10 protein-coding genes are annotated in these 13,640 nt (G+C 39.0%); 4 read left to right on the top strand and 6 right to left on the bottom strand.

Annotated features, from left to right (window positions below):
* Window positions 1-71: 71 nt before the first annotated feature.
* Together H6G83_RS17970 and H6G83_RS17965 are read right to left on the bottom strand one after the other, a co-directional pair.
* Window positions 72-401 (bottom strand): (2Fe-2S) ferredoxin domain-containing protein, encoded by a 330-nt coding sequence (locus H6G83_RS17970; RefSeq protein WP_190474753.1) that lies wholly within the window; start codon window positions 399-401, stop codon window positions 72-74.
* Between the two features lie 129 nt (window positions 402-530).
* Entirely contained in the window at window positions 531-1,505 is a 975-nt protein-coding gene (locus H6G83_RS17965; RefSeq protein ID WP_190474751.1) for a cysteine synthase A, read from the bottom strand.
* A gap of 430 nt (window positions 1,506-1,935) precedes the next feature.
* Between H6G83_RS17965 and H6G83_RS17960 the strand changes: the two genes are divergently transcribed.
* From H6G83_RS17960 to H6G83_RS17950, 3 genes are all read left to right on the top strand, one after another.
* Window positions 1,936-2,232 carry a hypothetical protein gene (locus H6G83_RS17960; RefSeq protein ID WP_190474748.1) on the top strand — a complete coding sequence of 99 codons (297 nt, stop codon included), beginning with the start codon at window positions 1,936-1,938 and terminating at the stop codon, window positions 2,230-2,232.
* Window positions 2,233-2,248: 16 nt separating this feature from the next.
* On the top strand, window positions 2,249-4,330 hold the full coding sequence (locus tag H6G83_RS17955) for a dynamin family protein (protein ID WP_190474746.1): 2,082 nt from the start codon (window positions 2,249-2,251) through the stop codon (window positions 4,328-4,330).
* A 138-nt stretch (window positions 4,331-4,468) separates the two neighbouring features.
* On the top strand, window positions 4,469-6,658 hold the full coding sequence (locus H6G83_RS17950; protein WP_190474745.1) for a dynamin family protein: 2,190 nt from the start codon (window positions 4,469-4,471) through the stop codon (window positions 6,656-6,658).
* A 69-nt stretch (window positions 6,659-6,727) separates the two neighbouring features.
* Here the strand turns inward: H6G83_RS17950 and egtC are convergent, their stop codons facing one another.
* The 4 genes from egtC to H6G83_RS17930 all read right to left on the bottom strand — a co-directional run bounded on the left by egtC (window position 6,728) and on the right by H6G83_RS17930 (window position 11,520).
* Window positions 6,728-7,522 carry an ergothioneine biosynthesis protein EgtC gene (gene egtC / locus H6G83_RS17945; RefSeq protein ID WP_190474742.1) on the bottom strand — a complete coding sequence of 265 codons (795 nt, stop codon included), beginning with the start codon at window positions 7,520-7,522 and terminating at the stop codon, window positions 6,728-6,730.
* Between the two features lie 311 nt (window positions 7,523-7,833).
* A complete protein-coding gene (locus H6G83_RS17940; RefSeq protein WP_190474740.1) occupies window positions 7,834-8,322 on the bottom strand; it encodes a hypothetical protein in 489 nt (162 codons plus the stop codon).
* The gene (locus tag H6G83_RS17935; RefSeq protein WP_190474738.1) at window positions 8,319-9,428 is read right to left on the bottom strand and encodes an AAA family ATPase; all 1,110 of its coding nucleotides are present in this window, start codon (window positions 9,426-9,428) and stop codon (window positions 8,319-8,321) included. Before H6G83_RS17935 ends, H6G83_RS17940 begins: the two co-directional genes overlap by 4 nt.
* A 367-nt stretch (window positions 9,429-9,795) precedes the next feature.
* Window positions 9,796-11,520 (bottom strand): peptidoglycan-binding protein, encoded by a 1,725-nt coding sequence (locus tag H6G83_RS17930; RefSeq protein WP_190474736.1) that lies wholly within the window; start codon window positions 11,518-11,520, stop codon window positions 9,796-9,798.
* Window positions 11,521-11,958: 438 nt separating this feature from the next.
* Here H6G83_RS17930 and H6G83_RS17925 point away from each other — a divergent pair, with 438 nt between their 5' ends.
* On the top strand, window positions 11,959-13,638 hold the full coding sequence (locus H6G83_RS17925; RefSeq protein ID WP_242044655.1) for an iron uptake porin: 1,680 nt from the start codon (window positions 11,959-11,961) through the stop codon (window positions 13,636-13,638).
* Window positions 13,639-13,640: the final 2 nt, after the last annotated feature.

The raw sequence follows: 13,640 nt of genomic DNA, 5'->3' as shown, positions 1-13,640 counted from the left end.
AGACTTTTAAATTGCTTTTATCCAGGTTTGTAATGAGGACTAAAGTCCTCAACAAAAGGCTAAAGCCTTTACTACGTACTGGGATGAAACCGATAATAGAGCATCTGCTTGACCTTTTGACCACCTAGCAAGTGTTGTTCTACCAACAGACGTACTTCATCTCTTTGAACACCGCTATACCAAACCATATCCGGTAAAACCAGCACCATCGGCCCATTTCCACATTGTCCTAAGCAACTGCTACCTGTGACACTCACATCAGCAACTGGTAAAGCTGCAAAAGCCGCTAACACCTCTTTTGCACCTTGCTTTTTACAAGTGCGATTTTGACATACCCGTACACATTTGGGAGTGGAAGCTTCTTTTATGGGCGAGTTGGATGGTTGTGCGATATCTGTCATATTTCACCCTGAAAAAATTGAGTCGATAGTCAAAGCCATAGTTAACTGTTAACTGTTGACTATGGACTATGGACTATGGACTATGGACTATGGACTATTGACTATTGACTATTGACTATTGACTATTGACTAATCTAGTGATAAACCTTTAGAGGCCAGCCATTCGCGGTTGAATATGCGTGATTGATAGCGGGAACCACTATCACATAGGATGGTAACGATAGTATGACCGGGGCCTAATTGCTTCGCTAAAGCTACAGCCGCCGCTACATTAATACCCGTCGAACCACCCATCAACAACCCATCTTTGCGTAGCAATTGAGAAACTACTCGCAAAGCTTCCTTGTCATCTATTTGAATGGCATCGTCTGCTGGTGCATCTTCCATGTTAGCTGTGATGCGGCTATTACCAATCCCTTCGGTGATAGAATTTCCCTCTATCTTGATTTCCCCAGTTTTAATATAGCTGTAAAGTCCGCTACCTAGTGGGTCGGCGACAACACATTTAATTGCGGGATTTTGTTCTTTCAGGTACATAGCTACACCTGCAAATGTACCACCAGTACCAGTTGCCGCGACCCAACCATCTACTTTACCATCTGTTTGTGTCCAAATTTCCGGGCCTGTGGTTTCGTAGTGAGCGCGACGGTTAGCTAAATTATCAAACTGATTTGCCCAAATAGCGTTATCTAACTCAGCAGCAATTCTACCAGATAGCTTGACGTAGTTGTTTGGGTCTTTATAGGGTACAGCCGGCACGGGACGAACTTCCGCGCCTAATGCTGTGAGTGCGTCAATTTTCTCTTGTGACTGGGTATTGGGAATGATAATTAAACATTTGTAGCCTTTAGCATTGCAAATATGCGCCAGTCCAATACCAGTATTACCAGCAGTTCCTTCGACAACGGTTCCACCGGGTTTGAGTAAACCTTTTTCTTCTGCGTCTTGGATAATGTAAAGTGCAGCACGGTCTTTAACTGAACCACCAGGATTCAGAAATTCTGCTTTAGCGAGAATTTCACACCCTGTTTCCTCACTAAAACTATTTAAACGAATCAGTGGTGTGTTGCCAATAGTGCCTACGAAGCCATTTTTGATATCCATTGTGTTTCCACTTGGGTTGAGTGCATATAAAAATTGTGGCTTATGTAGTGGCAAGATATACGGTTATTCTAGCTATCTCGGCAATACCGTTGACAGTTGACAGTTAATTAACTGTCAGCAGGCAAGGAAATTGATAAATAAATATGCAATATAAAAGAATGTAATAGCTGATGGGTCTGTTATTTAATTTATCTAACTTTCCGAAAAGCGAGTGTAGCTTGTGGAAGCTAAGTAAAACCGTGTAAATAAATCAAGCTTGTAGTAAGGACTTTAGTCCTTTATTGAGGACTAAAGTCCTCACTACAAACTCAATTCTTCAAATGACAAAATAGTATTTTTACTGTAGCTGGCAAGAATTAATGTGAATTAATATACATTAATACTATAAGTGCCAATATTCCGATTAATATTTTAGCCTGGGCGGGTATCAATGACATCTCCAAGCGATCGCAATCAAGAACTTGAGGAACGGGAACGTAGGCTACGAGAGAAAGAAGTGGAATTACGGCTAAGGGAAAACGATGTTCCTTTGTATAAGACTGTTAAGCATCAGCCAGAACAAAAAGCTTGGATGAAAAAAGTGATTCTGGGTGGGAAGTTATTTGCTTTAGGTGTGGCGGCGTTAGTGGCGGTAAGAATTGCTTCACTGTTGGCTGGGTTCATTATTATTGCTGTGCTGGGATGGGTATCTTATCAACTATTTTTTGCCTCTCGCAAACAATCTTAATTAAGGTGTAAATATTGTGGTTAATCAAGTAGCAACTGATAAGTTTATTCAAGATTTGGAACGTGTTGCACAAGTACGTTCGGAAATTGCCGTATCTTTACAACAATTATCCCAAACAATTAGTCAAGCTGAGTTCGTTGGGGATACATCATCAGGTAAACTCAGTTTAGAACGAGATTTAGAAGATATTTCTGTAGCTAGTAATAACCTGAAACAAGGTGTATTTCGCCTGTTGGTATTAGGCGATATGAAGCGAGGGAAAAGTACATTTCTTAATGCTTTGATTGGAGAGAATTTACTACCTAGTGATGTGAATCCCTGTACGGCAGTCTTAACTGTGTTACGCTACGGGGCAGAGAAGAAAGTTACAATTCATTTTAATGATGGCAAAAGCCCACAAGTATTAGATTTTGCTAGTTTTAAATATAAATATACCATTGATCCAGCCGAAGCGAAGAAGTTAGAGCAAGAGAAAAAACAAGCTTTTCCTGATGTTGATTATGCAGTGGTGGAATATCCTTTAAGTTTATTAGAAAAGGGGATTGAAATTGTTGATAGTCCAGGGTTGAATGACACGGAAGCACGTAATGAATTATCTTTGGGATATGTGAACAACTGTCATGCTATCCTATTTGTGATGAGAGCTTCCCAACCTTGCACTTTGGGTGAGCGTCGGTATTTAGAAAACTATATTAAAGGTAGAGGTTTATCAGTTTTCTTCTTAATTAATGCTTGGGATCAGGTGAAAGAATCATTGATTGATCCTGATGATGTAGAAGAGTTGCAAGCGGCGGAAGATAGATTACGGCAAGTATTTAAAGCCAATTTATCAGAATATTGTTATGTAGATGGTCACGATATTTATGATGAAAGAGTGTTTGAACTTTCATCAATTCAAGCATTGCGGCGGCGGTTGAAAAATACCGAAGCTGATTTAACCGGGACTGGCTTTCCTGAGTTTATGGCTTGTCTGAATATATTTCTTACCAGAGAAAGAGCGATCGCCGAACTACGACAAGCCAGAACCCTTGCTAGACAAGCTGTAAACCACACCCGCGAAGCCATTGGACGCAGGCTACCATTATTAGATCACGATGTTGATGAGTTAAAAAAACGCATCAATTCTGTTGAACCAGAGTTTACCAAACTTACCAACATCCGCGACCAATTTCAAAAGGAAATTCTCAATACCAGAGATACACAAGCGAGAAAAGTTTCTGAATCTTTCCGCAGCTATATATTAAATTTGGGTAATACTTTTGAAACTGATTTCTTACGCTACCAACCAGAGTTAAAGTTGTTGGACTTCCTCAGTAGTGGTAAGCGGGAAGCATTTAATGCTGCATTACAAAAAGCTTTTGAAGAATACATGACTGATAAGTTCGCCGCCTGGACTTTAACAGCAGAGAAAGATATTAATCGGGCGTTTAAAGAACTGTCTTATAGTGCTTCTCAATACGGTGCATCTTACAGTCAAGTAACAGATAGAATAACAGAAAAACTTACGGGACAAAAAGTTACAGTTAACCCTACCACAACTACAGAAGATGATAAATCCCCAGCTTGGGCAAAATGGGCGATGGGATTGTTATCTTTAACTCGCGGAAATCTAGCTGGGGTAGCGATGGCTGGTGCTGGTTTTGATTGGAAGAATATCCTCTTAAACTATTTCACAGTTATCGGTATTGGGGGAATAATTACAGCCGTTACCGGGACACTTTTAGGCCCTATTGGATTTGCTGTACTTGGTTTGGGAGTCGGTTTTTTACAAGCAGATCAAGCGCGGAAGGAGTTAGTAAAAACTGCTAAGACAGAGTTGGTGAAATATCTCCCGCAGGTAGCACATGAACAATCTCAAACTGTATATGATGCGGTGAAGGAATGTTTTGATGTTTATGAACGGGAGGTGAGTAAACGCATTAATGATGATATCAATTCTCGTAAGTCTGAGTTGGATAATTTGCTGAAGCAGAAGAAAACGAGGGAAATTAATAGGGAGGGTGAGTTGCGGAGGTTTAAGAGTTTACAGGAGGATGTGATAGCGCAGTTGCAAAAGATTGAGGGGGCTTATAGTAGTTTGTTGGCTTATTATGGCTGATTCAGTTATCAGTTATCAGTTATCAGTTATCAGGTTATGTTTACTGTTTACTGTTCACTGTTCACTGTTAAAGGTGGAGGTTTAATGAGGGAGAGGGGGTTTTCTTCTCTCTCTGTTTTTAGTTGAGGAGGGGAGAGTATGAGGGAGTATGAGGGTTTAATTGGTGGGTTGAAGTCTGGGTGTGAGTTGTTGGGGTGGGAGAGAAAATCAAAACAGTATCGGGATGTGATTTCTATATGTGATTATCTGGTGAATCCTAATTTTCGGATTGCGGTTTTTGGGCTTTTTAATTATGGTAAGTCTACTTTGTTAAATGCCATGTTGGGAAGTCGGACTTTACCTATTGATTTAATTCCGACTACGGGCGCGGCGATTACGGTTAAGTATGGTTTTAATGTGCGATCGCGTATCATGTTAGTGGACGGTACGGAAGTCTATCGCAGTGGTACGGAGGTTTTACAACAGTTTGCTATTCTTGATGGTAATCGACAAATGCGCCAAGATGTGGCATCTGTTGAGGTGTTCTGTCCTCATCCTTTTTTAGAAACTGGTGTAGAGTTTATCGATTTACCTGGAACTAATGATAGGGAGGAACAGGATAATTTAGTTAAGGAACAACTTTTAAGTGCAGATTTAGTTGTGCAGTTACTTGATGCGCGTAAGTTGATGACTTTGGGAGAACGAGAAAATCTGCGAGATTGGTTATTGGATAGGGGTATTAAGACGGTTATTTTTGTTGCTAATTTTCTTAATTTATTAGAACCGGAAGAACAACAGTCTGTACAAAATCGCTTGCGGTTTGTAGCTGAAAGTTTCCGGGCTGAATTACCACCAGGATTTAGTAATTTATATCGTGTTGATGCTTTACCTGCTTTACGCGCCAGATTAAAAGGTGATGTCGCGGCGGCTAGCAGTAGCGGTTTGGCGAGTTTTGAAGCGGCTTTGCAAAATGTTGTGGGGATTTTACAACAAAGTCGGGGTGGGGTGAGGTTGCCGAGAGTGCAGGCGATCGCTTCGCAAATTCAATTATCATTAAAGCATAAAATTGACCCACTTGTGAATGAAATTCAGTCATTTAATGATAAACAAAATACTAAGTTAGAGATTAAACAAAAAGCTTTAGATTTGATTCAGCGTGGCTTTAATACCAGTGTGAAAGAGTTACGCGATTGGTTAGCTTTACCTAATTTACTTAATAAATATCAATCTGATGCTGCTGTGGCTTTGGCTGAGAATAATTTTAAGTCTTGGCAAACTAATAAGCTGAAAAAAGACCTACAAGATTTACAATTAGCAGTAGTCAAATGGCTGTATCAAGCCTATGATTTTTTCCAAGAAGAAAGACCAGAAGATTTATTAATTCCCTTCCCTAGTCAACCAACTATTACATTACCACCTAAGCCAGATAATGATGATACTTGGAGTGAACCCGGTTCAATTGCTGTAGGTGGCGGTATTGGGTGGCTAATAGGTGGGCCTGTAGGTGCGGCTGTGGTGGGTAGTATTTCTTATTTGTTAAACAAAAATGTCCAAAAGCAAGATGATGATTTTGTGAAAGAATCATATCATCAACAAGTAGCAAAACTTTGTATTGCTGCAACCGAAGATTATTTTTCTCAGTTAAGTCATCAAGGTTTATCAATCTTAGCTGCATACGAACGCCAAGCTGAAATAATAATATGTTTTAAAGTTAGTCCAGAACCACCGGAAATTACTAGAAAGCGGGAAGAATTACAGCAATTGCAAAATGGCTTTAATCAATTACTACATGAGTTGGCAAAATTCAAAATCAGTTCTAACTATCAGCCTTATACAGCAATACCATCATCTCGACAACAGCAAAGGGTTTACACTCCCCCACCAAGAAATACTGCGGAGAAAAAAGTAGAACCACCTCGTCAGCAAGTATCTACTCCCCCACCAAGAAATACTGCGGAGAAAAAAGTAGAACCACCTCGTCAGCAAGTATCTACTCCCCCGCCACCTTCTCCTAACCCAGCAGAGTTAGAAGCGAAGTTTCGTAACTGGGAATTGGATGAGGAAATAGCGCAGATAAAAGCACAAATGGGTTCACCTAGTTCTCAAAATCAGCAAACAGCTACACCACCAAAAAATCAAGGCGAAAAGGATAAAATTGCTCACGCCTATAAGATATTAGAATTACAACAAGGTGCATCTTTTGCTGATGTGAAACAGGCTTACCGAAATTTAGTGAAAAAATGGCATCCAGATTTATTTGTAGGTAAGCCAGAACTGCAAAAGCAGGCGCAAGAAAAGATGCTTTTGTTTAATGAAGCTTATAAGATATTATCTAACATTGATAATTAAAATAACTGGCAAAAAATTAGAGTTCGTAATAAGGACTAAAGTCCTTACTACAAACCTTGTCACAGTGAACTAAAAATATTTCTCCCAAGCTATAATTCTAGGCACTAAATCATCTGATTCCACCAATAAAATACTTTGTTCTGGAAAGGCTATCCAATTGTCCTGAGATAAAGGTTCAGATGCAACAGTAACACCGTTTGGCTGACTGTCATCACAACACCAATAAAGGGTAGGTGCTTCCATACCATAGGCGTAACGCACTGCTGCGATCGCCTGACCATCACTCACAATCATATTAGCACTAAAGCTGGTATCATGTTTTTGCGCTAAATCAGTCAATCTTTGTAGCGTCATCCCTATAGCTGACACCAGATTACTATCTGGAAATGACTGCCACATTTCTACAAGTAGAGCGAAAATGTGTTCAGAATCAGTCTGACCTTTAATCAAATTATACGTTGAATCAGCAAGGCTATCACGTATTGGTCTATATAATGTCTGCTGAAAGCTCAATATTTCACCATTATGAACAAACAAAAGTTTCCCACTACGGAACGGCTGACAATTACTAATATCCAGTGGTTCACCTACTCCAGCTAATCTTGCATAACCTACAGTACAATGAGCTTGTACATATTGGCTTAATTCTTGCAAATTTGAATCATGCCAAAGTGGGATAGTATTACGGTAAATAAATGATTTCCCCCCTTCATCGTACCAGCCTATACCAACACCATCTGCACATACCACTCCAGATTTTAACTCCAGAGAATTATAACTTTGTTCATGTAGAGAATGTTCTGGTTTATATAACAATTCATCCAAGCGAATACTTTTGCCAAGATAGCCAATTAATCTACACATAGGGAACAAAAATCAATTAAGAGTCAAAGCATCAAGTCACAAACTCTATCTTAATAAATTTTTTGAATCTTACCACTATTAATTAGTATTACCTTAGCCATAAATTTATATATGCTGTTTACTTTAACCGTGACTAAAGTCATGGATATAATTGTGACTTTAGTCTGAATATATTTTCTGATAAATTAGCTTGAATAAGATTAGGAAGCAACTAAATAGGCTAAAAGCTATTGCTGTTAAGTATGGGAGCTTTAGCATTTGTTTAGCAGTAAAGGGAAAGCTAATACTTTCCCTATTTTATTTATAAGTATTTATTTAAATAGAAATGGTTTGACAGATACAACTATACGATCTAACTCAGCTTTATTGTGTCGTAAAAGCTCATGTCCCCATAATTCATTTGTGTTTTGTGAGCAATCTTTTGCAAGAGTCTCTCCAATTGTTTCAAAATTTTTGTTAGTCTTTGCCCTAAGAGCCTCTGGTTCTGATAGCACTCCAATAATAAATACTCTATCAATAATTTCATCTGGAATCTGATTCTTAACATAATCAAATCTTGTGTCCTGCTGATCATCGAAATCAATCAGTAAAACAATGAATCTCTCTGGAAACTTTCGCATTTCAGGAACATGAACTGCCAAAAATTGCTCCACAACTTTTCCCCATCCACCAGCAGGTGGTAGGATTTGAATAGCACGGTCGTTAAGATTTGAATCAAGAATAAATCCGTTGGCGATTTGGCGATCAGCATCATCTTCAGGTAAAACAACGAGGTGCGGTTGATATTTATTGATGCTCATAGTTCTATATCACCAAGAATCAAGTTATCTATAAGATCACCTTGAACAGGGATATCACTGAGCAGTCTGACTAAAGTTGGTTCTAAGTGAGTTTTTCGATCCAAAAATAAAGTATTTTCATGAGAAAATTTTCGGATTGCTTCAGGATTATGAGAAGTTACTAAAATCTGCCCACTATCTTTAAATGAGCGTCGCAATGAAGCCACGAAATGTCCAACCTCGGACAAGGATAAATAGTTATCAGGTTCGTCCCAAAAGCAAAAAAGAGGCCCATAAAATTTATTAGCAGCTAAGACGACAGCACAAAGAAAAAAGCATTTTTCCCCATCAGATAAATCTTTAAATTCAATACTTAGATTGGCATTTTTTGCTTCAAATCTCACAATCATACTTTTAGAATCTTTGCCAGTCTGTTCATTGAGAAAATCCTGAATATCAGGCATAACTTCTCGCAGATATTTATCAATCTGTGTGTAAGCAGCCGGATAACGACTAAGTAACCCAGAAATCCACTCTCCAAAGTTTGAACCCTCTCGCTTTGGCTCCAAAGTTTCACCGTTGGACTCTCCAGTTATCAAACTGGGTATCGGGGCTAAAATGATCATGTGAGCCAGCCAATTCTTGAAAATCCGAAGCGGATCAGTCTCTGATTGCTCCTGAATTACTGGAAGGGCTACTAAATGCCAGTCTACGAGAAATTGCGCCTCACGATTTTGTGGACTATTATACAGATTGACTTGGGCTGCTTTTCGAGAGTAGATTGGCTCTCCTGAAACTAACAGTTGTTCTTCAAAAATTCGCAGTTCTTTAAAATTTTCTGGCAACTCTAAAGCTAAGACATATCTATATAATTTCTGCTTAATTAATACTTCTATCTCAAAGCGAATTGGCACATCTGATCTGCCACGAACTAAATCTTTCGGCTGGACAAGTTGGGCAACTCTATTTATACCTCTACCAACAGACTGAAGAACTTCTAATGCACTAGCAATAGTTGATTTACCTGCACCGTTTTTGCCAATTAAGAGAGCAGAGGACAGACCCTTTAGAGGTAGTTCAAAGTTTTCTAGGCATCTAAAGTTGTGTATATATAGTCTTTGCAGCATAAGAAAACTATTCCTAAGAGTAGAAAGTGAAATAATATCATGTTTGCTTAAACATTGATCATATCGTGGGAGTTGGTAGTTGGTGATTGGTAATCCTAAAAAACAATTACCGATGAGCTATTATACAGAAAATATTTATAGTGATGCACCCGAATAAAAGTCAATTTGGATAATCTATTGATTAATTTTTACTAAAATGGTGTGTTATCTTGGGCTAACACACCATATTGGCGTGGCAAGGCTAAAATGTTGCAATAAAAATAAATCTTGTGGTGTGGGCATCTTGCCCGCACCGGACGGGCAAGATGCCCATCCTACAAGAAAGGAATAATGCAACATTTTAGGTTAGACAAGCCACTAGAAACTTCTAATCTTGAAAAATCATAATATTACCAGAATAACAAGCTACCCAAACTTCCTTTTTTTCTGGGTCGTAAGTAATACCTATAGGATTAGGTTCCACTTTGACTTTTTGTAAAACTTTCATATCGCTAGTACGAACTTTACTAACTGTATCTTCGCCGTAATTTACAACATAAATAATTTCCCCATCAGCCGATAAAACCATACTACGAGGAGCATCGCCTGTAGCAACTTTATCTATTACTCTACCTTCAGGTAAACTAATTTTGGCAATTTTACCTTCGCCATTTAAGGAAGCATAGAGATATTTACCTGATGGGTCAAGATTTAAATGACGTGGTGAACGACCAATATTTCTTAGCCGACTTACAGAAAAATCTTTGAGGTTCACTTTAGCAATTTCGTAAGCACCCATGATGGCAACATAGGCGGTTTCTGAAGCTGCATCAACAACAATTCCGCGAGGATATCGTCCTAGTGGAATGCGTTTGATTTCCCGGTTTTGATTAGCATCTACTACACTCAAATCCCAAGAACACCAATTACTAACTAATACTAGGTTTCCATCACCGGATGCAGCTACAAATTTGGGTACAGAACCAACAGGAATAACTCGGTCAATTTTGAGAGTTTCTGTATTGATGCGATATAAAAAACTCTTGTCAGTTTTTTGAGATGGGTTACATCTATCATCACCAGGTTTGTTAAAGCCTCGCCCATACATTTGATAATTAGACACCCAAGCATACTTACCATTATGGGAAAAACTAGCTTCAACTGGTGAACCTCTATACTTACCTTTAAACTGGGAATGCCCATATTTAGACAAATCTACTTCATCGGGAATAACTTTGACTAATTCATAGTCGCGATTATACACGGTAATTGTATGGTTATACATCATATTTTGGGCAAAAAATAAACCGTTGCCCGAATAAACTACAGATTTAGGGGAAATTCTCCCAGAGATAGTTTTGATTAGCCTCATTTTTGATGAAGGGTCGGGAGGCGTTACTGATTGGGGTGCAATTTCTACCTGCTTTTGTGGTTGTGGTTCTTCAGCCAGAAAAGGTTTAAGTGTAGTTTTTCGGGGAAGAGAATTAGCTAATTTTCTGGAATTGGATTCTAAAACAGATGCTGTGATTTTGCCAACAATACCATCAGCAACGAGGAGATTAGCTTTTTGAAATCGAATTACAGCCGCTTGAGTTGCATCATCAAAAATACCGTTAATATCTCCTATATAATATCCATCAGCTTGTAATTTTTCTTGTAAAGAAATGACGCGATCGCTAATATCACCTTTTTTCAAAGCAGATTTAGTTTCCACTGTTTGAGGCGATGCAACAGGAGAATCTGATGCACCCATATTAAAATTTAATGCTGCTAAGGTTGCTGCGCCGACAATACCATCAGCCTTTAACCCATTATCTTGTTGAAATCTCTTCACCGCCGCTTCCGTCACAGGGCCAAAATACCCGGTAGCAGCTTGCGAAAAATATCCAGTTGCTCTTAATTTTTGCTGGAGTGACATCACCTGAGCATTTCTTTGGCCTTTTTTCAAAGCAGCCGTAGCCGGAAAATACCCACTCAAAGAACCCATAGCAAAGGAAACCGCCAACATCAAGGCTTTACTTTGGTTTTTTGGGTAAGATATTTCAGGGAAAGTTACTTCGCTAGTAGGTGCTTCATAAGTCTCAGCTAAATACAAATAAGCAAGTGTATCCATAATTTAGGAAATCACCAAGACCATAATAAAATTTGTAAAAATTATAACCTATACTTTCAAATGTACTGACAAAATTTTATTAACAGGACTGGCACTTGGGGTAGGGTGCGTCAGATGTGGAAAATGCTTGAATCTGTACGGAATTATTGGGGCTGACGCACCTTACAGTTAGTTTGATAATGACACTGACGTAAGTCCTAATTAAAAGTAAATCGTTCTACCTTGAGAAAGGGAACAATATGATGTTATTAATGTATTACCAGAAACTGAAAATAAAATTAAAAAGTAGGGATATCACAGAATATTTTTTTTGTAAAAACACAGTGCAACTTTGCTCTAGTAAAGGGTGATTGTAAAATCGTAAATTTACTCAGGTGATACTAGAATTACTTAAATATACTTTATACGTAATACTAGATAAGCCGAAGTGTAAAAAAATTGAAAAAAACCGTACTGTACTCTAGTAAATATGTATTCTGGGTTGCCGTCTGTCTAATAGTTGCACAAGTAAGCGGAGTTACCCAAAAAGCGATCGCTCAAGAATACCCAATTTCCGAAGCTAATGAAAGTCCAGACCTCAATCTCTTAGCTTCCTCAACAGAAAGCCAAGAACCGATGTCACAAGTCACATCGGTTTCCCAATTACAGGATGTAGAATCTACAGATTGGGCATTCCAAGCATTACAGTCTTTAGTCGAACGGTATGGCTGTATAGCTGGTTATCCCAATGGCACATATAGGGGTAATAGGGCGATCAGCAGATATGAATTTGCTGCTGGTGTGAATACTTGCTTAACTCGCATCAATGAACTCATCACCACAACCACTAGTGATTTAGTCACCAAAGAAGATTTAGCAACATTGCAGAAATTGCGGGAAGAGTTTGCTGGTGAATTAGCGACTGTACGCGGTCGAATTGACAGTCTAGAATCCCGTACCGCCGATATAGCCGCCAAACAATTTTCTCCTACTACTAAACTCCGTGGATTGTTAATCGCTGGGGTGCAAGGGCGGACTAGCAATCGCGGTGATGTCAACCCTAGAGACGGTCAGAAAGATACAGATGATGCTGGAACAAATGTTAACCTTCTCTCTTTAACACAGTTATCTTTAACTAGCCAATTTACTCCCCGCAGTTACCTAGTCACAAATCTTTTGTATACTGCTGGTAACACTGCGCCTAGATTTGGCAATAATGTTTCTCGCAATGATGTATTTCTCGGCTACGAATATCCCATAAAAGATCAACTAATCATCAGTGACCTCAATTATCGCTGGTTAATAACAGATAACTTAGCCTTAATGATAGGAACAGAAGGCGTAAACATGACAAACGCCTTCCGAGGCCCAAATCGAGTAGAAAGTGCGGCTACAGGCCCATTATCTTATTTCGCCCAGAGAAACCCAATTTTAAATATAGGCTTTGGTCGTGGTGGTGTAGCCTTCGATTGGCAATTTGCTAAACGTGCCAGTTTGCAAGCCATTTATACTAGTAATACGCCCGACAATCCCAGTAAAAAAACTGGTCTATTTAATGGCAAAACTACTACAGGTTTACAGTTGTTGTTAACGCCAAATGATAATCTAGATGTGAGCTTATACTACGTCAACAACTATGCTCCTGACGGTTGTTGGTTAAGTGCGGTCGGTGATGATTGCTTAACCGCTAATTCAGAACCTCTACAAACGAATGCTGTTGGTGCTACCGTAAACTGGCAAATTTCGCCGCGTGTCGCTTTAGGTGCATGGGGTGGTTACACCAACTCCTACATTCCTGGTAGTTCAGGAAATGTAGAGACAACCAATTATATGGTGTTTATGAATTTCCCTGATTTATTTGCTAAAGGTAATCTAGGTGGAATTTATATTGGACAACCGCCAAAAATTATTAGCAGTGACTTACCTGAAGGTAGTAATGTCCCCGACAAGAATAATTCTGGTAGAGGACTTGCAGGAGGACAACCGGGAACGACTACTCAAATTGAAGCATTTTATCGTTTTCAGTTAACTGATAATATCAGCCTGACACCAGGGATAATTCATATCATAGAACCCGGTCATACACCTGATAATGATCCTGTTACTATCGGTATACTCCGCAGTACTTTCAGCTTTTAAGT

This window comes from Anabaena azotica FACHB-119, assembly GCF_014697625.1.
In the GTDB taxonomy this organism is placed as follows: Bacteria; Cyanobacteriota; Cyanobacteriia; order Cyanobacteriales; family Nostocaceae; genus Trichormus; species Trichormus azoticus_A.
This window is presented reverse-complemented; position numbering and strand designations above follow the sequence as displayed.